Annotated in this window: 16 protein-coding genes; 3 read left to right on the top strand and 13 right to left on the bottom strand. The window is 69.6% G+C overall.

What is annotated here, in order from left to right:
* Positions 1–3: 3 nt before the first annotated feature.
* Genes AC0IZJ_RS04285 through AC0IZJ_RS04255 form a run of 7 tightly spaced genes read right to left on the bottom strand, consistent with a single transcriptional unit; the run spans position 4 to position 6,940 of the window.
* Positions 4–981, bottom strand: coding sequence for a succinylglutamate desuccinylase/aspartoacylase family protein (locus tag AC0IZJ_RS04285; protein WP_471846974.1), 978 nt, complete (start codon positions 979–981; stop codon positions 4–6).
* Positions 978–1,814 (bottom strand): PIG-L deacetylase family protein, encoded by an 837-nt coding sequence (locus tag AC0IZJ_RS04280; RefSeq protein WP_471846972.1) that lies wholly within the window; start codon positions 1,812–1,814, stop codon positions 978–980. Before AC0IZJ_RS04280 ends, AC0IZJ_RS04285 begins: the two co-directional genes overlap by 4 nt.
* A 9-nt stretch (positions 1,815–1,823) precedes the next feature.
* Complete coding sequence (locus AC0IZJ_RS04275) at positions 1,824–2,705, bottom strand: DMT family transporter (protein ID WP_471846970.1); 882 nt, start codon at positions 2,703–2,705, stop codon at positions 1,824–1,826.
* Positions 2,705–3,865 carry an esterase-like activity of phytase family protein gene (locus tag AC0IZJ_RS04270; RefSeq protein ID WP_471846968.1) on the bottom strand — a complete coding sequence of 387 codons (1,161 nt, stop codon included), beginning with the start codon at positions 3,863–3,865 and terminating at the stop codon, positions 2,705–2,707. Before AC0IZJ_RS04270 ends, AC0IZJ_RS04275 begins: the two co-directional genes overlap by 1 nt.
* 10 nt (positions 3,866–3,875) lie before the next feature.
* The gene (gene aptA / locus AC0IZJ_RS04265) at positions 3,876–5,192 is read right to left on the bottom strand and encodes an omega-aminotransferase AptA (RefSeq protein ID WP_471846966.1); all 1,317 of its coding nucleotides are present in this window, start codon (positions 5,190–5,192) and stop codon (positions 3,876–3,878) included.
* 59 nt (positions 5,193–5,251) lie between these two features.
* Positions 5,252–6,043 carry a ferritin-like domain-containing protein gene (locus AC0IZJ_RS04260; protein WP_471846964.1) on the bottom strand — a complete coding sequence of 264 codons (792 nt, stop codon included), beginning with the start codon at positions 6,041–6,043 and terminating at the stop codon, positions 5,252–5,254.
* Positions 6,044–6,067: 24 nt separating this feature from the next.
* Entirely contained in the window at positions 6,068–6,940 is an 873-nt protein-coding gene (locus tag AC0IZJ_RS04255; RefSeq protein WP_471846962.1) for a substrate-binding periplasmic protein, read from the bottom strand.
* A 109-nt stretch (positions 6,941–7,049) separates the two neighbouring features.
* Here AC0IZJ_RS04255 and AC0IZJ_RS04250 point away from each other — a divergent pair, with 109 nt between their 5' ends.
* The 3 genes from AC0IZJ_RS04250 (at position 7,050) to AC0IZJ_RS04240 (ending at position 12,176) form a co-directional block, all read left to right on the top strand.
* Entirely contained in the window at positions 7,050–7,574 is a 525-nt protein-coding gene (locus AC0IZJ_RS04250) for a gamma carbonic anhydrase family protein (RefSeq protein ID WP_471846960.1), read from the top strand.
* Positions 7,571–8,536, top strand: a complete 966-nt coding sequence (gene hslO, locus AC0IZJ_RS04245) for an Hsp33 family molecular chaperone HslO (protein ID WP_471846958.1) — start codon at positions 7,571–7,573, stop codon at positions 8,534–8,536. Before AC0IZJ_RS04250 ends, hslO begins: the two co-directional genes overlap by 4 nt.
* A gap of 121 nt (positions 8,537–8,657) precedes the next feature.
* Complete coding sequence (locus AC0IZJ_RS04240) at positions 8,658–12,176, top strand: hypothetical protein (RefSeq protein WP_471846956.1); 3,519 nt, start codon at positions 8,658–8,660, stop codon at positions 12,174–12,176.
* Here AC0IZJ_RS04240 and AC0IZJ_RS04235 read toward each other — a convergent pair.
* From AC0IZJ_RS04235 to AC0IZJ_RS04210, 6 genes are all read right to left on the bottom strand, one after another.
* Positions 12,155–12,670, bottom strand: coding sequence for an AAA family ATPase (locus tag AC0IZJ_RS04235; RefSeq protein WP_471846954.1), 516 nt, complete (start codon positions 12,668–12,670; stop codon positions 12,155–12,157). The genes AC0IZJ_RS04240 and AC0IZJ_RS04235 overlap by 22 nt on opposite strands.
* Positions 12,667–13,278, bottom strand: coding sequence for a nicotinamide riboside transporter PnuC (pnuC, locus tag AC0IZJ_RS04230; protein WP_471846952.1), 612 nt, complete (start codon positions 13,276–13,278; stop codon positions 12,667–12,669). Before pnuC ends, AC0IZJ_RS04235 begins: the two co-directional genes overlap by 4 nt.
* Entirely contained in the window at positions 13,278–13,571 is a 294-nt protein-coding gene (locus tag AC0IZJ_RS04225) for a septum formation initiator family protein (RefSeq protein ID WP_471846950.1), read from the bottom strand. Before AC0IZJ_RS04225 ends, pnuC begins: the two co-directional genes overlap by 1 nt.
* 163 nt (positions 13,572–13,734) lie before the next feature.
* Positions 13,735–15,021 carry a phosphopyruvate hydratase gene (eno, locus tag AC0IZJ_RS04220; RefSeq protein WP_471846948.1) on the bottom strand — a complete coding sequence of 429 codons (1,287 nt, stop codon included), beginning with the start codon at positions 15,019–15,021 and terminating at the stop codon, positions 13,735–13,737.
* Between the two features lie 96 nt (positions 15,022–15,117).
* Complete coding sequence (locus AC0IZJ_RS04215) at positions 15,118–16,383, bottom strand: DUF3999 family protein (RefSeq protein ID WP_471846946.1); 1,266 nt, start codon at positions 16,381–16,383, stop codon at positions 15,118–15,120.
* Complete coding sequence (locus tag AC0IZJ_RS04210) at positions 16,364–19,093, bottom strand: DUF2339 domain-containing protein (RefSeq protein WP_471846944.1); 2,730 nt, start codon at positions 19,091–19,093, stop codon at positions 16,364–16,366. The genes AC0IZJ_RS04215 and AC0IZJ_RS04210 overlap by 20 nt, the downstream gene beginning before the upstream one ends.
* Positions 19,094–19,095 lie beyond the last annotated feature (2 nt).

Here is a 19,095-nt window from a genome sequence, read left to right as displayed (position 1 = left end):
GGGTCAAAGCTGGCGGTCGCTGGGCCGCGCCAGGTAAAACCATTCGGTACCCGGCACCGACTTCACGTTCGGGAACACGATGCGCCCCTCGCTGGGTGCCAGCACCGCCTCGCCGCTGGCGCGGGTGCCAATCTGCTGGCCTTCGGCGATGGCGTCGAAGCTGGCCCATTCGCGCGCGAAGCTGTCGCCCATATCCTCGCGGTCGATGACGTCGTAGAGCTGCAGCAGCTCCGGCGGCTGTGCCGGGCGGTGCGGCTCGACGGCGCTCTCGTCCAGCATGCCGAGGAAGACCAGCGCGCGCAGGATGGCCAGGCGTGCCACCTCAGGGCCGTTGGCGTCCAGGTGCTGGCCGCATTCCAGCGTGATGGCCCAGCCGCCGGTGGACCGCATGTATTCGGTGGTGCCGACGCCGTAGTGCGGGTCGGAGATCAGCGATGCACGGCGCGAGCCGTCGTGCTCGCGCTGCTGACGGCGCTGCAGGCCCAGGGCATAGGTCGACAGCCAGCCTTCGACGATGCGCGTCACGCCGAGGGCCGCAGCCAGGGCCGACTCGGTCGCCTCCTGCGAGAAGGGCTCCAGCTCGCCGCTGTTGTTGCGTGGGCCGATCATCGCGAAGGCGGGGCCCTGGCCCTGGAAGCTGTGCAGGTCGAGGATGCCGTCGTGCTGCGCGATCAGGGGGCACAGCACCCGGGCGATGCGATCCTCGAAGTCCTGGGCAATGATGGGTGGGCGCAGGTTGCGGTTGAGGTTGCGGTCGCCTTCGCGGCGGTTGAGCTGGTGGGCGAGCGGGTTGACGATGGGCACGAGCGTCAGCGTGCCGCGCTTGAGCGTCAGCTCGCCGGCATCGAGCTGCCGAATGATCTCGGCCATGGCCTTGGTGCCGTGGATCTCGTTGCCATGGACGGCGCCCGTCACAAGGAAGCGCGGCCCCGGTTGCAGGCCGGCGAACTGGTGGATGCGGATTTGGGTGGGCTGGGTCATGGCGTGAGCAAGGCGGAAGACGACAAGGCCTGGTCGGCGGCGAAGACGCGGCGCGGCAGTTCGGCCACGGGCTGGCCGGCGCGGCAGGCGACGAGGCGGTAGAGGGTGGCGAAGGCGAAGTCCGGCGGTGCCTCGCCGGCGCCCAGCACCAGCTCGCCGCCGCGCCGCACGGCGTCGGCCAGGAAGGCGGGCAGGCGCAGGTGATAGGGGTTGCGAGCGATCTCGCCGGTGTGGCGCTCCAGCGCGGCAATCAGACGCGCCGTGTCGGCGATGTTCGTTTCAACCAGCGCGTTGGGCGTGGCTTGGGTGGACCAGAACTCGGTGAAGGCCAACACCGTGTCAAGCCGGGCCTGTGCCACCGCCTCCACGACGAGGCGATAGACGCCACGGTGGCTGGGGTTGTCGTCCAGCGCATGCGGCGCAAGGACGAGGGCAGGGCGATGCTCGGTGAGGAGGGCTGCGAGGGCGTGGACCTGTGCGGGGTTGCTCGCGTCAGCGCGCACGTCGGACAGGCCTTCCTCGCCGACGCGGATGCAGCCAAAGCCGAGCACGGCGCAGGCGTCCTGAAGCTCGGCCCAGCGCGCCCCGCGTCGCTCGGCATTACTGCCCAGCGTGACGGCGACGTTGCTGACGCGCCAGCCGGCCTCCTGGCGAAGGCGCAGTGGCATGGCGCCGACGATGCATTCGTCGTCGGGATGCGGCGCAAAGATGAGGCAGTGGCCGGGGCTGGCGTCCGGCGCGGGCGACGCGTGGCGGTCCGGCGGGCTGCCGAGCAGGGTGGCGAAACGGGTCAGGTGCTCGCGCCAGCGCGCGAGGTCGGCTTCCAGGGACATCCCGCGATGCTAACGAACGCGCGCTGGCCAGGTCGCCAGCAGCACGCCGACCAGCGCGAGGCCGAAGGCCAGCGCCTGCCGGGCCGACAGCGTCTCGCCCAGGGCCAGGCCCACGAGCGCCGTGCTGATGGGCAGGAAGACCATGAACACGCCCGCCTGCGCCGCCGGCAGGCCCCGCAGGCCCGCCATCCACAGCCAGACTGTGATGACGCTGGCCGTGGCCGAGTAGTAGGCCAGCAGCGCCCAGTCCAGCGCGCGCGGCGCGGTGAAGTCGAAGCTCAGGCCCTGCCAGATGGCCAGCGGAGTCACCAGCACGAGGCCCCAGAGGTTGATCAGCGCGCTGATGCGCTTCGGCCCGAGGCCGGCCGTCAGCTTCTTGCCGATGACGACATAGCAGGCCTCGCAGCACACGGCGGCAACCAGGAGCAGGGCGCCGACGGGCGTGGTCTCTGCTCCACCCTGCCTGCCCGTGGCGACGAGCGCGATGCCGCCCACCGCGCAGGCAATGCCGGCCAACGTGCGGCCGCCCGGACGTTCACGCAACACGGCCCAGCCCAGCAGCGCCACCGCCGCCGGGATGCCGGCCAGGATGACGCCCGCCACGACGGCCGAGCTCTGCCGCAGGCCGAACAGCATGCAGATCGAGAACAGAAAGTTGCCGAGGAAGGACTCGAGGAAGAGCAGCCCGCGTGAGCGCGCGTCCAGCGGCGCTTCGTCGCGCGGCTTCTTCAGCCAGGGCAGCATCAGCACGGCCGCGAAGCCGAAGCGCAGGCCGGCGAGCAGGAAGACCGGGAAGGCCACCACCAGCAGCTTGGACAGGCCGACGTAGCTGCCGACCAGACTCGTGCTGGCGGCCAGCAGCGCGTAGGCGCGCCAGGGGACCGGGTGCATCAGGGCAAGGCGCCGTCGATCGTGAACGCGATGAACTGCGTGAACTGGGCCGGATTGAAGTTGTTGTCAGACACCAGGATCAGCGTGCGCTTGCCGTCCACCATCGGGCCGAAGCTGATGCCCTCGATGTTGTCCAGCGCCAGCACGCTGCCGTCGTCATTCGTCAGCGAGGACAGATCCAGCAGCATGGTGCGCTTGACCGGCACCACGTCACGGCCCTTGATGCTCGGCCAGCCCGACACATCGGTCGCGCCGCGCGTGTCGATGCGGTAGAGCTTGATGGTGTTGCTGGTGGGCTGCTTTGTCTGCGCGGCGCGGCCGGGCGTGATGGCGCCCACGGCAAAGGCACGCTCGATGACGATGAACTCGGTCGACGACAGGGCGAGCATGTCGGGCACGCCGTTGGTGGCGAAGTCGCCCTGGCGCGCGGGCGCAAAGGGCAGGGCGGCCACGTCGTAGACGTACTCGGCGCCAGGCTTGCCGGTATCAAGGTCGAAGGACAGCAGGCGTGCGCGGCTGCCGCGGCCCACCGCTGCTGGCAGGCTGTCCTGCGCCAGGCCGTTCTCGGACATGGTCCACAGCGCCCTGCCGTCGGGCGTGATGGCCACGCTTTCGAAGGCGAGGTTGTTGTAGACACCCATGTCGCCCGCGGCCAGCCCGCCGGCGCTGCCTGCGGGGTTGTAGTAGCTCGGCACCGCAAACTCGCCGGCGGGTTTGCCGTCCAGCTGCATGCGGCGCATGGTGGGGTTCTGCGTGTTGCCGGAGCTGCGCTGGCCTTCGTTGGCCCAGTAGATGAGGTTGCGCTTCGCGTCCAGGCGCAGGCTTTCAGGGTCGACCTGGTTGCGGCCGAAGGGCTGGCCGTCATGGTCCAGCATCGTCGTCATGCTGACCCAGCCGACGCCAGCGTCGCCCGGGTCGGCGCTGCGCCGGAACTTGGCCAGGTCCAGCGTCAGCTCGTAGAAGCGCGCCGGCCCGCGGTCGCTGCGGTCATCGCAGATGGCCAGGTAGCGGCCGGTGGCGGGCACGTAGTCGATGCTGGACAGGCCGCCCAGCGGCACGCCGCGAAAGCTGGCACTCGTGGGCACGATCTGCTGGCCGAGATAGGTGAGGTTCTGCGCATGCGCAGACCCTGCCAGCAGCAGGGCGAGTAGCCATTTCATTGGGAAAGCTTTATGCGGCGCGGCGCAGGGCGGCGCGCAGGGTGTCGATGATGCGGTGGATGTGCTCGCTCTCGATGATGAGCGGCGGCGACAGGGCGATGGTGTCGCCCGTCGTGCGGATCAGCAGGCCCTTGTCCCAGCAGTCCAGGAAGATGTTGAAGGCGCGCTTGGCGGGCTCGCCGGGCAGGGGCTTGAGCTCCACGCCGCCGACCAGGCCGATGTTGCGCACGTCGATGACATTGGGCTCGTCGCGCAGCGAATGCAGCGCCTCGGCGAACTCGGCCTGCATGGTGGCCGCGCGGGTCAGCAGGCCATCGTCGGCGTAGGTGTCCAGCGTGGCGATGCCGGCCGAGCAGGCCAGCGGGTGGGCGGAGTAGGTGTAGCCGTGGAAGAACTCGATCAGGTGTTCGGGCCCGGTCATGAAGGCGTCGTGGATCTTCTGCTGCGCGAACACCGCGCCCATCGGCACGCAGCCGTTGGTGATGCCCTTGGCCACCGTCATCAGGTCCGGCGTGACGCCGAAGGTCTGGGCACCGAACGGGTTGCCGGTGCGGCCGAAGCCGGTGATGACCTCGTCGAAGATCAGCAGGATGCCGTGCTTGTCGCAGATATCGCGCAGGCGTTGCAGGTAGCCGGCCGGCGGGATCAGCACGCCGGTGGAGCCGGCGACGGGCTCGACGATGACGGCGGCGATCGTCGAGGCGTCGTGCAGGGCGACGAGGCGCTCCAGGTCGTCCGCGAACTCGGCGCCGTGCTCGGGGATGCCCATCGAGAAGGCGTTCCGCGCCGGGTCGTGCGTGTGGCGGATGTGGTCCACGCCCGCCAGCAGCGTGCCGAACATCTTGCGGTTGGCCACCATGCCGCCCACCGAGATGCCGCCGAAGTTGACGCCGTGATAGCCACGCTCACGGCCGATGAGCCGGGTGCGGGCGCCTTCGCCGCGCACGCGGTGGTAGGCAATGGCCATCTTCAGCGCCGTGTCGACGGCCTCGGAGCCCGAGTTGGTAAAGAACACGCGGTTCATGCCCGTGGGCGCGATCTCGGCCAGGCGCTCTGCCAGCTCGAAGGCCTTGGGGTGGGCCATCTGGAAGGGCGGCGCGAAGTCCAGCTCCGCGGCTTGATCCTGGATCGCCTTGACGATCTTCGGCCGGTTGTGGCCGGCATTGACGCACCACAGGCCGGCGATGCCGTCGAGCACTTCGCGGCCTTTGTCATCGCGGAAGAACATGCCGTCGGCGCCAGTCAGCAGGCGCGGCGACTGCTTGAACTGCCGGTTGGCAGTGAAGGGCATCCAGTAGGCATCAAGCTTGGGAACGTCGGCGCTCATAGGTGGCTCCTCGGAGGAGCCCAGAGTCTAGGGGAATCTGACTGGTTGGTCAGAATCGCTCAGTCGGTCTGTTGCAAGGCTGCAAGTTCCGCCTCGTCGAAACCCGCGGCGCGGCGGGCTTCGAGATTGAAGGGCGCACGCAGCCTGGGCGCCTGGTATTTGGCCGCCAGCTCGGCATAGGTTGAGACAGGCTCCAGCCCGCGCTGCTCGCACAGGAAGCGGTACCAGCGGTTGCCGGCCAGCACATGGCCGATCTCGTCGTGCAGGATCACGTCGAGGATCTCGCCGGCTCGTTTGTCACCGGCGCCGACCAGCTTGCGTTTGACGGCGGGCGACGCGTCCAGGCCGCGCGCCTCCAGCGTGCGCGGCACCAACGCTATGCGGGCGAGCAGGTCGTGCTTGGTGCGCTCGGCCATGTCCCACAAGGCGTTGTGGGCGTCGAAATCGCCGTAGTCGAAGCCCAGGCCCAGCAGGTGCTCGCGCAACAGCGTGAAATGCTTGGCTTCCTCCTGGACGATGCGTAGCCAGTCGCGGTAGAACGCCTCGGGCATGCCGGCAAAGCGCCAAGCCACATCCAGGGCGAGGTTGATGGCGTTGAACTCGATGTGGGCGATGGCATGCACCAGTGCCGCGATGCCGGCCGGCGTGCGCAGCGATGGCCCCTTGAGCGTGATGTGCTCGACGAGGCGCGGGCGCTCGGGGCGCCCGGGGATGCCCGGAATGCCCGTGGGCTCGGCGAGTTCAAGCTGCGTGTCGAGCGGCAGCGCCGTGTCGAGCGCCAGCGCTTCGGCCGCCTTGGTGGCGGGGTCGGCGATCAACAGAATGTCGAGGGCGCGGGAGCGGAGGTCCATGCGCCGGCATTGTCCGCGCCGGCGTCAGTGCAGCTCGCGTGCGATGTCGATGTCGTAGCGCTTGAAGTCGAAATCGGCGTCGAAGATCGATGGCGTCTTGAGGCGGAACAGGCGCCGCTTGGGCAGGTCGGAGAAGCGTATCGAGGCCTGCATATGGGCACGGAACAGCGCCAGCAGCGAGCCGTCGGCATGGGCCTGCTCCATCCCCTGCGTGAGCCGCTCGATGAGTTCCCGGTTGTCGCGGTGGGTGTAGAAGAGCTGCGGCAGGTCGTAGACGAGGGCGAAGCTCGTGTCCAGGCGCAGATCCAGTTCGGGATGAGCGTCGACTTCCTTGCGCACCTCCAGCACGCTGCGGCAGAACAGATCGAAGCGGCCCTGCGCCACCATCTTGAACATCGCTTCGTAGCTGACGATCTCTTGAACCCGGAAGCCGTTGGCACGCAGGATGGCGCCGTCGGTCCAACCCGCGCCCTGGGCGATGGTGAAGCGGCGCAGGTCGTCCAGCGTGCGCGCCTGGGCAACGGCTGCCTGGGCCTGGGGCGAGACGAAGCAGACGCGATAGCCTGCCATGCCCAGGTGCATCGGCACGCGGATGGGCACCAGACCCGCCGCGACGCGCTCGGCGCGCGGCACGCTGATGATGAGGAAGCCGGGATAGCGCCGCTGTTCGGCACTGACGAGTGCACGCTGGGCGTTCATGGGCGGCGCGAACTGCAGGGTGTAGGGGCCGTGGCTGGCGAGGGTCTTGTCCAGCGCCAGGCGGATGACGGCCTGGTCATAGGCCGGGCGTGGGTCGGTGTCGCTCTCCGGCTTTCGCACGGTCACCACCAGCGGCGCGGCGCTTGCACACAGGCATGACAGGATCAGCAAGCCGGCAAGCAGGAGGCGAAAAGGCATCGAGGAGGGGCGTCTCAGGTTGGCCGCGATTTAAGCACCGTTCCAGGGCATGCCCGGCCTCGTAAAATCGAGGTTTCGCCCGCTGGGCCAACGATCAAGGGGCGATGCGATGGCGATCTACCAGCTCGACGAGCATGTTCCCGATGTGGCCGAGTCGGCTTTCGTGGCCGACAGCGCCGAGGTCATCGGCCGCGTGACGCTGGGGGACGGCGTCAGCGTCTGGTTCAACGCCGTGCTGCGCGGTGACAGCGACACGTTGACCATCGGCGCTGGCAGCAACATCCAGGACGGCTCGGTGCTGCATGCCGACTACGGCTTCCCGCTCGTCATCGGCCAGAACGTGACCGTGGGCCACCAGGTCATGCTGCACGGCTGCACGGTCGGCGACGAAAGTCTCATCGGCATCGGCGCCGTGGTCTTGAATGGCGCTCGCATCGGCCGCAACTGCATCGTCGGCGCCGGTGCGCTGGTGACCGAGGGCAAGGACTTCCCGGACGGCAGTCTCATCGTCGGCGCGCCGGCCAAGGTCGTGCGCGAGCTGACCGAGGCGCAGATCGCCGGCCTCAAGGCCAGCGCGGCCCATTACGTGAACAACGGCCGCCGTTATGCGGCCGGCTTGAAAAGAATCCGATGAGTGAACTCCACAAATTCCTGTTCGATGGCCTGCCGGTGCGCGGCATGCTGGTGCGCCTGACGGGCGCCTGGCGCGAGCTGCTGAGCCGCCGCGAACCCGGCCAGGAATACCCGCCCGAGCTGCGCGACATGCTCGGCCAGATGAGCGCTGCCGCCGTGCTGATGCAGGCCAACATCAAGTTCAACGGGGCGCTGGTGCTGCAGGTCTTTGGCGACGGCCCGGTCAAGCTGGCGGTGGCCGAGGCGCAGCCCGACCTGAGCTTTCGCGCCACGGCCAAGTGCGTGGGCACTGTCGATCCCGGCGCGACGCTCGAGGCCATGGTCAACCTGCGCGGCCAGGGGCGCTGCGCCATCACGCTGGACCCCAAGGACAAGTTCCCCGGCCAGCAACCCTACCAGGGCGTCGTGCCCCTGCACGGCGACCAGCGCGAGCCGCTGCAGAAGATGAGCGAGGTGCTGGAGCACTACATGCTGCAGTCCGAGCAACTGGACACCAAGCTCGTGCTGGCGGCCAATGGCGACATCGCCGCCGGCCTGCTGATCCAGCGCCTGCCCATCCAGGGCAAGGGCAATCTCGAAGGCCGCAGGAATGAAGACGACATCGGTCTTTCCGAAGGCTTCAACCGCATCAGCATCCTGGCCGCCACGCTGACCGCCGAAGAACTGCTGACGCTGGACGCCGACACCATCCTGCGCCGGCTGTTCTGGGAGGAGACGGTGACGCGCTACGAGCCTCTCAGCGGAGCAACAGCGCCGCGCTTCGCCTGCACCTGCTCGCGTGAGCGCGTCGGCCAGATGCTGCGCGGCCTGGGCCGTGAGGAGGCCGACAGCGTGCTGGCCGAGCGCGGGGAGATCGAGATCAGCTGTGACTTCTGCGGTCAGCACTACCGCTTCGATGCGGTGGACGTGGGCCTGCTGTTCGCGCCGGCCAGCCACCAGCCCGAGGGCGGCACGATTCAGTAGTCGCCGCAGCGCAACGCGGTCTCATGCCTTCTGGGGACGCGCACCGTCCTGGTGATTGACGCCGGCCGCCTGAGCTGAGACCTTGGCGGGTGGCCCGTTTTCGCGCGGGCGGGAGCGGGCGATGGCAGATGCCAAAGGCGGCTTGGGTGGTTTCCCGTGGGCGAGTGCGGCGGTGCTGGTGGCGTTTGTGGCCAGCACGCAGCTGGTGCCTCATGCGTTCGAGCCGCTGCGCCCGGCCGAGAAGCCCCGCGCCCAGGCGCCACTGGACCCGGAGCTGGAAGTCAACGCCCGGCTCTGGGAAGACCCCTTTGCCGCACTGCGCCGCTACGAGACCGAACGCTCCGAGCGCTGCGAGCGCTTTCGCAAGCAGGCCTCCCGCGAGATGGACGTGGACTGCCTGGACCGCGTGGCCGAGGCGCGCGACCCGCGCAACATGCTCGCCAAGCTGGACCGCGACCACGATCAGCGCCTGGACGACACCCTGGTCGTGCTGGGCCTGCTGCCGGGGGCGGACTTCGTCGGCGCGGAGGAGGCACGCCGCCGCGTGCGCTATGCCGCGCTGGCGGGCTTCCTGGCCATGGACTACGTGCCCGACAACGCCGAGCGGCTGAGCCTGCTGGAGTTCGACCTGCTGGAGGCGGCCCAGCCCAAGGCCGCTATTGCACCCGTCTCTGCGCCAGCCTCGGCCGCAAGCACTCCGGCCAAGGCACGCGCGCCCTTCGTCGTGCCCTACGAACTGCTGTCGCAGCGCACCGGCCACCGCGACAGGCCGGGCCGCGTGAATACCCGCTATGCCCAGGTGGCCGTGCTGTGGGTAGACGAGAACGCCTTGCCCAGCCGCAAGCTGGACGCACTGGCCCGCCTGACGCAGCAACTGATCGGTGAGCGCGCGCGCGGCTTTGCCAGCTTCAAGTTCAAGGAGGGCGGCCAGCCCAGCCTGGCCGTCATCGGTCCCTCGTCCACAGACGCGCTGCGCCAGGCCCTGGCCGACCTGCGCTGCGCGGCCGACCGCAGCACCGCAGCCTCGGCCGCAGCCGAGCGCTGCGCCGCGCCCGGCATGCAGGACAGCCTGCGCCTGGCGCCCGACGTGCACGAGGGCTACCGGCTGCTGTCTCGTGCGGAGTTCTACAACTCGGCCTCGACGGCGCCCAACCGCATGCTGGCGGAGCTGAACAAGCAGGACCTGGACGCCTTCGTCACCGAGCAGTTCGGCCGCATCACCGGGCAGAGCGGCGCGGTGCAGCTGCAGCGCACCGTGGGCAACGACGGCGAGCTGATCCGCAAGCTGGATGCAGAGATCCGCCTGCGCCTGTCGACGGAGAGCAAGCGCCGGGTCGTCGTCGTCGCCGAGCGGGATTCTCTCTACGCGCAGTCGTTGGTGGCGGAGCTCAAGCATCGGCTGGGGCAGGGCGGGCAGGACAGGCTGCAGCTGGAGGTGGTGTATTTCTTCCGCGGGCTGGACGGCGTGACCACGCGCGAGACGACGGTGCCCAGCACAAGCAAGAGCACGCAGATGCTGGAATGGCCCGAAAGCCGCGACCAGCTCGATTACCTGCGCCGCCTGGGCGCCGACCTCAAGCGCAGTGAGACCAACCCGGAGTTGCCGCCCGTGGGCGCCATCGGCATCTTTGCCAATGACGTGCACGACAAGCTGCTCGTGCTGCAGGCCCTGCACGAAGACTTCTCCGACAAGATGTTCTTCACGACGGACATGGATGCGCGCTATCTGCACCCGCGCACACAGGCCTTCACGCGCAACCTCGTCGTGGCCAGCAGCCTGCCGCTGTCCTTCTATCCGCCGTCCGAGCAGCCTGAGAAGGCCGGGCCCCAGCCGGTCAACCTGCAGGCCGGCACGCCGCCGCTGCGCGATATCTACCAGACCAGCACGTATGCCGCCGCGCGCCGCGCCGGCTGCCGCGACGAGGCCTGCAAGCAGCGTGAGCGCACCGCGCTGGACCTGGCCCTGCTCAACCCGTCGCTCTACGAGATCGGCCGCAGCAACGCCGTGCCCCTTGCCGGTTATGCGCTGGACGCACGACCCGCGCTGAACAACGCGGGGCGGCTCTTCGTGGCCGTGCTGATGATTGCGATCACCGGCACGATGCTGCTCGTCTGGCCGTCCACGCCGGCCATCAAGCAGGCGCGGCGCGTCTTCCTGCGTGAGCCGACGATGGACAACCAGCCGCAGATGGACATGACGGCCATCGTGCTAGTGGCCTTGCACGCAGGGCTGTTTTCCTATGTGCTCGCCAGCCTCATCGAGTTCGTGCTGCCCAGCCGGCTGGACTTCATCCACGCCTTGCTGCTGGCCAGCCTGGCCGCTTTCGGCGCACTGCTGGCCGTGTTGCCGGCACTTCTGTCGGCGCGGCGTGAGCAACCGGCGCCGCCCAACCAGGCGGCCGGCGTGGACCGGCTCCACCTCGTCGTGCTGATGATGATGGCCGGCGTGTGGCTGTGGCTGGCCTGGCCCGCCGCCGGTTGGCGCGGCACGGGCGCCTGCAGCACCTGCGAGCCGGTGGCCTGGCTGGAAGGCGTCAGTGCCTGGCCGTCCCACCTCATCCACCTGCTGGCGCTGTTCGCCATCTTCTGGACGCTGGACTGGGCCTGGGCCTGCTCGCTGCAGCTGCTGCGGCGCGACTCCGACTGGCTGCGCCTGCCGCGCCCGGTGCCGCAGGCGGTGGTACGCAGCAACCTGCGTGAACTGGTGCAGGGCTGGTTCGAGCAGGTCAGCGTGCTGTTCTGGAAACCCGGCGTGGGCTACAGCTGCGACTTCGAGCAGCTCTGGCAGGAGTACGGCGAGCGTGGCGAAGCCCGGCCCCGCGCCGCCCGCACGCTGGTGTGGTTCGTGCTGACCATCGTGCTCGTCGGCCTGATGTACCTGGGCCTGTCCGAGGGCCAGATCCCCGAGGTGCCGGTGCGCGGCGACGAGCACCGCCAGATCGTCAAGGCGACGCTCTACGTCATCCTGCTGATGCTGCCGCTGCTCATCGTTGCGGTGGCCGATTCCATCGTGCTGCTGGTGCGCTTCGTGCGCCACCTGAACGTCGGCCGCAGCTTCTATCCGGACGCGACCATCGAGATGTTCTCCCGATCACTCGGCGAGGAGCAGCAGGCGCTGTGGGCACAGCGCTTCTGCGCCCGGCCCGAGGAGCGCAGCAAGAGCGGCGGCGGCTTTGCCATGCACACGCTGCTGGACGACTGGATCGACGTGCAGGTGGTGGCCCGCCGCAGCGCGCCGGTCGCGCGCCTCGTCATCGGCCCCTTCGTCGTGCTGGCGCTGCTGGTGGTGGCGCGCAGCCGCCTGTTCGACAACTGGGCGCTGACGCCAGCCATCGCCGTGGGCGTGTGCTTCTACGTGGCGGCGCTGATCGGGCTGACCTTCCTGCTCAAGCAATCCGCCGAGGCCACGCGCAAGCGCGCCCTGGAGTCCATGCAGGCCGACCTGCGCTGGCTGGCCGGCAGCGGCAAGCCGCTGAGCGACCTCGTCGAGCCCTTCAAGCGCCTGATCGCCCAGGTCGAGAACAACCAGCAGGGCGCCTTCGCATCCTTTTTCGACCAGCCGCTGCTCAAAGCCATGCTCGTGCCGCTGGGCGGCGCGGGTGGCACACAGCTGTTCGACTACCTGCTGCTGGGACGTTGAACGGCGGCTATCGCCGCAGCCTGGCGTTCGGCCTCGCTGCCGACGATGTCGACCCAGGCGATGCCCCCGGCCGTCAGCGCGGCGCGCAGCCGGGCGTCGAAGGCCTGCCGCACTGCCGGGCCATCACGCTGGATGCCGTCGGCCTGCCAGGGCAGGTCGGGCGCACAGAGCAAAGTCAGATCGCAGCGCCGTTGGAAGGCAATCGCATCGGCCAGCAGCGAGTCGTCGTCGAAGTAGTGCTGGCTGCACAGCGCCGTGATGAGGGGCGTCGTGTCGCAGAACACCAGCTCATGCTGGCGCGCTGCGGCGTCGATGCGCGCGGCCTGTTCGGCGGCGATGTGGGCCTGCTCGTGCTGCTGCGGCGTGCGGTTGTGGGCGTCGCACCACTCGCGCAGGTACTCGCTCACGAGGCCGGCGCTGAACCTCGCGGCCAGTGCCTCGGCGAGAGTGGACTTGCCGGTGCACTCGGCACCCAGCAGGGCGACCAGTTTCAAGCTCGCCTCCAGGCGCGCCAGCCGATCACGCTCATCGGGATGAAGCCCGCGTAGAGGATGACCGTCAGCCAATAGCCCTTGAGCCCGAACAGCACGACGCTGACGACGTTGACGACGATCCAGGTCGGCCAGTTCTCCTCGTATTTGCGCGCCAGCAGCCATTGGCCCAACAGGCTGGCCACGGTCGGAAAGGCGTCCCAGTAGGGCAGGGGGCTGTCGGTGGCGCGGTCGAGGAACAGGCCGAGCAGCGGCCAGGCGGCCAGCGTCAGCAACGCGGGCTTCAGTAGGCCTTGCAGGCCGAGGCGGCGCACCTCGAGCGCGTCGCCGTCGCGCGTGCGGCCGAAGCGCCATTGCCACCAGCCCCAGACGGCCAGCGTGGCGAACACGAGCTGCAGCCCCGCCTCGCCGTAGAGCTTGCCGTCCCAGAAGAGCGCGAAATACATCATCGAGCTGATCAGCGCCAGCGGCCAGGCCAGCAGACTCACCCGCATATTGCAGATGACCATCCACACGGCCAATACGAAGGCGACGAGTTCGAGCCACGAGACGGGGGTGTCGAAAGCGGTGAAGGCCGGCGCCAGCAGCGCCGCCCACAAGGTGGCGAGCATCAGCGCCGGCCCGCCGACGCGGCGGCGGGCGGCAGCGGCACGAAGACCTCGTCGGACTTGATCATGCCCAGCTCGAAGCGGGCCTTCTCTTCCACCATCTCCAGGCCCTCGCGCAGATCGCGCAGCTCGGCCTGCAGCTGGGCATTGCGAGCGCGCGCCTGGTCGTTCTCGGCCCGCGCCTGCGCCACCTCCTCCCGGAGATGGGCCACGTACGGAAGGCTGCCCCGGCCCACCCAAAGTTGGGCCTGGATGGCGATCAAAAAGACCGCCAGGACCAGGGCAAGGACTTTCATGGTGCCCCTCGCCCATCCTCGCCCCGCTGGGCGCGGGCGAGTCTGGTCGGTCCCCCGAGGGGACGGCGATGCTCGCGGCGTTGAGCCGCAAGCACATCGCCAGGCCGGGCCGGCTTGGGAGCAGCCCGGCGCTCGGCCCGCAGGGCGGGGGCTACCGAACGGATCACTTCAAGTTGTAGAACGCAGCGCGGCCGGGGTAGACCGCCACGTCGCCCAGGTCCTCTTCGATGCGCAGCAGCTGGTTGTACTTGGCCATGCGGTCCGAGCGCGACAGCGAGCCAGTCTTGATCTGGCCGGCGTTCAGCCCGACGGCGATGTCGGAGATGGTGCTGTCTTCAGTCTCGCCCGAACGGTGCGAGATGACGGCCGTGTAGCCGGCGCGCTTGGCCATCTCGATGGCGGCGAAGGTCTCGGTCAGCGTGCCGATCTGGTTGATCTTGATCAGGATCGAATTGGCGATGCCCTTGTCGATGCCCTCTTGCAGGATCTTGGTGTTGGTGACGAACAGGTCGTCGCCGACGATCTGCACGTTCTTGCCCAGGCGGTCGGTCAGGATCTTCCAGCCGTCCCAGTCGCCTTCGGCCATGCCGTCTTCGATCGAGATGATGGGGTACTTGTCGACCCACGTGGCCAGCATGTCGGTCCATTCCTGGGCCGTGAGCTGGATGCCGCCTTCGCCATCCAGCACGTACTTGCCATCCTTGTAGAACTCGCTGGCCGCGCAGTCCAGGGCGATGGCGATCTGCTCGCCGGCGCGGTAGCCGGCGTTGTCGATGGCCTGCAGGATCAGCTGGATGGCCGCCTCATGGCTCTCGACGCTGGGCGCGAAGCCGCCTTCATCGCCGACAGCGGTGGAGATGTGCTTGTCGTGCAGGATCTTCTTCAGCGCATGGAAGACTTCGGCGCCCCAGCGCAGCGCTTCGCGGAAGCTCGGTGCGCCCACGGGAACAATCATCAGTTCCTGCAGGTCCAGCGAGTTGTTGGCATGGGCGCCGCCGTTGATGACGTTCATCATCGGCACCGGCAGCTGGCAGCCGTTCATGCCGCCGAAGTAGCGATACAGCGGCAGGCCGGACTCTTCAGCGGCCGCACGCGCCACCGCCATGGACACTGCCAACATCGCGTTGGCGCCCAGGCGGCTCTTGTTCTCGGTGCCGTCCAGGTCGATCAGCGTCTTGTCCAGGAAGGCCTGCTCGGAGGCGTCCAGGCCCAGCACGGCTTCGCTGATCTCGGTGTTGATGTGCTCAACGGCCTTCAGCACGCCCTTGCCCAGGTAGCGGCTCTTGTCGCCGTCGCGCAGCTCGATGGCTTCGCGCGAACCGGTCGAAGCGCCCGACGGCACGGCCGCACGACCCATGACGCCGGACTCCAGCAGCACGTCGCATTCGACGGTGGGATTGCCGCGGCTGTCGAGGATTTCTCGACCGACGATGTCAACGATGGCGCTCATTCAGTGTCTCCAGGGAAAGTGAAAATTCGGGGCGGATGCAGTGTGCCAAGCGGGCGTTACCGCGTCACATCAATCGGCCGGTGCAGGCGCGGGAGTTTAAGTGCTGGCATTGCCCGTCGGTCCCTGCCGCCACAGCCGCCAGGTGACTGCGGCGAGCGCGGCAACGCCCAGGCCGAGCACCACCCACAGCAGCAGGCGGCGCGGTGGCAGGGCGGGCGCAGCCGGTTCGGCCTGCGCCGTGAAGGCGCCCAGGCTGGCCTGGCCCAGGCGCGACTGTTCTTGTGACCAGTTGGGCACGACATCGGCGAGCGTTCGCGGGCCGGCCTCGGGCGCGGCCTTGCCAACCTGCAGGCTGAACGGCGGCTCGCCCTGCGCGGCCCAGACGAGGCGGGCGGTGCGCACGGTCCAGCTCAACTGAAGGCTGCTGGCCGGTGGCAAGGCAGTGCCGCGTGGCGGCAGCAGGCGCAGCTCGCGGGCGCTCAGGGCCAGCGGCAGCGCGGGCGCCAGGTCGGCCGGCGCTGCACCGCGGTCGACGCGGTAGAACACGCTGCGGGCGACGGTCTGCCAGGGCGACTGGGGGCCCGAGCGGGTCTGCACCTGCACCGGCAGCACCCAGGTGCCCTGGGTGCCGGACAGCGTCAAGCTCAGCAGTGGCTGCGGGCCGCCCAGGGGCACGACCCAGCCGCCATCGGCATCGGGTGCGGGCAGTGTGGCCGTGCGCGCGATCTGCTGCGGTGCCGAGCCGGCAGATCGAGCGAGCAGCGCGGCGCCTTCAGGCTGCACGCTGCGGGCCGAGTCGTCCCAGACCAGGCGCACATAGCGCTGCGGGCGGTCGGGCAGGGCCACCAGCGGCTGGCCCAGGGGCGCGCCGTCTGCGTTGCGCAAGCCCAGCAGCTGGCCGGTGCCCAGGAAGCGCCAGGCTTGCAGGTCGGCACTGGTTTCGAGCCGGTAGCCGGCCTGGAAGGGCGCCGCGTCGGCGGGCCAGCGCAGGCGCAACTGCTGCGGCTCGGCGGGCCAGCGCGCGGGCTCGCCCAGGTCCAGCAGCCAGCCGGCCGGCGCCTTGTTCGGCGGCGCCGAGGCCGGCTGGGGCGCGGGCGGCAGCGCGAACAGCTTGAGCTCGCGCTCGGGCGGTACGACGAAGCCGTTCTCCGGCAGCAGTGCGAATGGCACGCGCCGCCCCTGCGCGTCGAGCAACTGCCAGTCGCTCAGGTCGCTGCCCAGGCTGTGCTGCCAGGCCTCGGCGCTGGCGTCCAGCGTCAGGAAGGGCGCGGGCTGGGTGACCTGGACCGGCGCGCGGTGCGGCGCGGCGCTGGCCGACGCGGCGGCCAGCAGCATGAGCAGTTCAAACAGGCGTTTTTTCATCGCGGGACGAACCAGAGGAACCGGAAGAACCAGGGAGGGGCGCGACATAGCCGATCACCAGCATCAGCACGCCCACGCCGATGAAGGAAACGATGCGCAGCACGGTGCCGCTGCCCTGCAGGTCGAACACCATCAGCTTCAGCACGACAGCGCCCAGCAGCACGGCGCCGGCCAGCCACGGCGCGCGCTGGTGGCGGCGCGTGCCGAGCAGCATCAGCACCAGGGCGAGCGCGCTCCACAGCAGGGCCAGGCCGGTCTGCACGCCGCGTGAATCGAGCCAGCCGTCGACGTGATACGGCACGCCGCCCCAGTGGTGGAAGCAGCGGATCAGCATGCCGTTGAGCCACAGGAAGGCGAGGCCTGCAGGCACCGCCAACATCTGCTGCGGCAACTTGAGCGCTGCCGCGGCCGGGCTGCGCAGCCAGGCGACGATGGCGAGCAGCGCGGCAGCGATGCCGAGGTCCAGCGGGTTGAGCACCGGGATATACGGCAGGGGCTGGGCGTTGCCGGGACTGGCCCAGTTGGCGATCAGCACCCACGCGGCGAGCGACAGGCTCAGCACGGCCGCGCCCACCTGGGCGTAGGCGGCGGGTGCCAGGCGCAGCGGCCAGACCTGACGTTCGGGCAGGCGCTTCTGCTGGCGAAGCACGGCGGCCAGCAGCAGCGCCGGCACCAGCAGCCAGCCCAGCCAGCCCCAGGCGCTGCCGCCGTTACCGTCGATATTGCCGAGGTCAGCAGTCCAATGACGGCCCTGCAGAGCGCCGAGCAGCGCGAAGGCCAGCAGGCTGCCGGCATGCGTGGCATTGCGCAGCAGCGCGGGCCAGTGCGGCGCGGTACGTTGCAGCACCAGCGCTTGAGCGACCCAGGCCAGCGGCAGGGCCCACGCGCCACCGGCCGACAGCGGCGCGCCGTGCAGCACGGTGCCGAGGATTCCGAGCAAACCCCAGGCCGGCAGCAGCAACGCCGTCGGCCACGCGACGGTGGGCCAGCGCCACAGCGCCTGCAGGCCCAACAGCACGAGGCCGATGGCGGCGACCAGCGCGACGCTGACGGCCCATTCGTGCGGTGCCGGCACCCACTGGTCAAGCACGATGCCTGCCGCGACGGCGAGCCACAGCGTTCCCCAGCCGACCAGCGTGAACGCAACGCCTGCGTGCCAAGGTCGGCTGTCGTCGCGGCCCAGGAAGCGTGCGGCACCCAGCCCCGCGGCGGCGATAAGCAGCGCGTTCAGCAGCTGTGACGAGGCAAGCAGGCCTGACGAGTCGTCGCGGGACATCGAGAAAACCAGCGTGAAGCCGCCCAGCGCCATCAGCGCCAGGCCGCTGGCCAGCACGCGCAGGCGGCGCTGGCGCAGGCTCAGCCACACGGCGCCCGCGCCCTCCAGCGCCCAGGCGCCGGCGGTGGCCTCGGCACTCAAGGCGAAGGGGATGACCAGCGTGCCGAACACGGCGGCCAGCGCGATGAAGGCCTCGAACACGAGCGCGTGCGCCGGGCGACGCCGCACCCATGCGGCAAAGCCCACATAGGCGCCGCCGATCAGCAGCGCGGCGAAGGCGATGGCCATGGAGTCGGGCTTGAGCAGCGTGTACTGCATCGCCGAGCCGAAGACCGGCACGCCGAACAACAGCGTGGCCTGCAGCCAGGGCTCGGGCGCTTGTGCGCGGCGGCCGGGCAACAGCAGCACGGCGGTGAACAGCAGCCAGAAGGCGATCAGGAAGCCCTGGGCGACGGCGTAGTCGGCACTCGTATAGCTGGTGGCGCCCCAGGCGCCGGCGACGACGGACGTGAAGCCGAAGGCGATGAGGTTCAACCGCGGCCAGTGCTTGAACCAGGCGACCAGCGCGACGCCCAGGCCGAGCACGAGGTAGTAGCCCAGCAGCATGGCGATGGCGCCGCCACCTGTGGACAGCAGCAGCGGGGTCGCGTAGCCGCCCAGCGCCGCAACGACGGCCAGCGCCTGCGCGTCCTGCTTCACGGCCAGCAGCGCGGCCAGCAGTGAGACGGACAGCATCAGCGCGAACACCAGGCCCAGCGGATGAAGGCCGGCCAGCTTCACGGCGGCAAACAGCGTCAGGTAGACCACGGCCACGCCGCCGCCCTGCAGCAGCAGCCCGTAGCCGCGCGAGCGCAGGCGCAGACGCCAGCCGACCGTCAGCAGTGCAATGCCGGTCGCGCCGATGCCAGCCAGGCGCAGTTCCAGCGGCACCGTGACGTTCTCGGCCGCAAAGCGGGCCAGGAAGACCAGGCCGAGGAAGAGCATGGCCAGCCCGACCTTGACGATGGTGTTGGCCGCCGCGATGCGCTGCGCCCAGGCGGGCATCGGAATGGGGCGGCGCGGGGTCGGCGTGGCCGCCGGAACCGGGGCGTGAGACGGCTGGACGGGCGGCCTCGGAGATTGAGATGAGGCGACCGGTGTGGCGATGACAGGCGGCACCGGGATGGCGACTGCCGCCTCGGGCCGGGCGGTTGGCACGGCTTCGGCTGCGGCGACCGGCGCTGCGGCAGGCGCTCGCACAGACACGGGCTGGGGCGCCACGGCCGGGGCGGTCGCGCTTGCCTGCAACTGCTTTTCCAGCTGAGCTATCCGCCGACCCTGTTGCGACTGCTGCCAGGCCAGCCAGCCGATGGCGGCGCCGAGCAGTGCGCCGATCAGGCTTTCGGAAGCGAAGCCGCCAAACAGCGCGCCCAGCAGCAACAGAACGACCGGCACGC

The sequence above is a fragment of the Roseateles sp. AC306 genome, assembly GCF_979253795.1.
Note: the sequence above shows the minus strand (reverse complement) of the source record. Positions and strands in the feature narration are given on the sequence as shown.

What these genes read in the sequence shown, in the direction of transcription:
- hslO (WP_471846958.1), top strand. Translation starts at nt 7,571, where the DNA reads ATGAGTGAACTCCACAAATTCCTGTTCGATGGCCTGCCGGTGCGCGGC.
- eno (WP_471846948.1), bottom strand. Translation starts at nt 15,021, where the DNA reads ATGAGCGCCATCGTTGACATCGTCGGTCGAGAAATCCTCGACAGCCGC.
- AC0IZJ_RS04215 (WP_471846946.1), bottom strand. Translation starts at nt 16,383, where the DNA reads ATGAAAAAACGCCTGTTTGAACTGCTCATGCTGCTGGCCGCCGCGTCG.
- aptA (WP_471846966.1), bottom strand. Translation starts at nt 5,192, where the DNA reads ATGAGCGCCGACGTTCCCAAGCTTGATGCCTACTGGATGCCCTTCACT.
- AC0IZJ_RS04270 (WP_471846968.1), bottom strand. Translation starts at nt 3,865, where the DNA reads ATGAAATGGCTACTCGCCCTGCTGCTGGCAGGGTCTGCGCATGCGCAG.
- AC0IZJ_RS04275 (WP_471846970.1), bottom strand. Translation starts at nt 2,705, where the DNA reads ATGCACCCGGTCCCCTGGCGCGCCTACGCGCTGCTGGCCGCCAGCACG.
- AC0IZJ_RS04240 (WP_471846956.1), top strand. Translation starts at nt 8,658, where the DNA reads ATGGCAGATGCCAAAGGCGGCTTGGGTGGTTTCCCGTGGGCGAGTGCG.
- AC0IZJ_RS04285 (WP_471846974.1), bottom strand. Translation starts at nt 981, where the DNA reads ATGACCCAGCCCACCCAAATCCGCATCCACCAGTTCGCCGGCCTGCAA.
- AC0IZJ_RS04255 (WP_471846962.1), bottom strand. Translation starts at nt 6,940, where the DNA reads ATGCCTTTTCGCCTCCTGCTTGCCGGCTTGCTGATCCTGTCATGCCTG.
- AC0IZJ_RS04280 (WP_471846972.1), bottom strand. Translation starts at nt 1,814, where the DNA reads ATGTCCCTGGAAGCCGACCTCGCGCGCTGGCGCGAGCACCTGACCCGT.
- AC0IZJ_RS04225 (WP_471846950.1), bottom strand. Translation starts at nt 13,571, where the DNA reads ATGAAAGTCCTTGCCCTGGTCCTGGCGGTCTTTTTGATCGCCATCCAG.
- AC0IZJ_RS04250 (WP_471846960.1), top strand. Translation starts at nt 7,050, where the DNA reads ATGGCGATCTACCAGCTCGACGAGCATGTTCCCGATGTGGCCGAGTCG.
- pnuC (WP_471846952.1), bottom strand. Translation starts at nt 13,278, where the DNA reads ATGCTCGCCACCTTGTGGGCGGCGCTGCTGGCGCCGGCCTTCACCGCT.
- AC0IZJ_RS04260 (WP_471846964.1), bottom strand. Translation starts at nt 6,043, where the DNA reads ATGGACCTCCGCTCCCGCGCCCTCGACATTCTGTTGATCGCCGACCCC.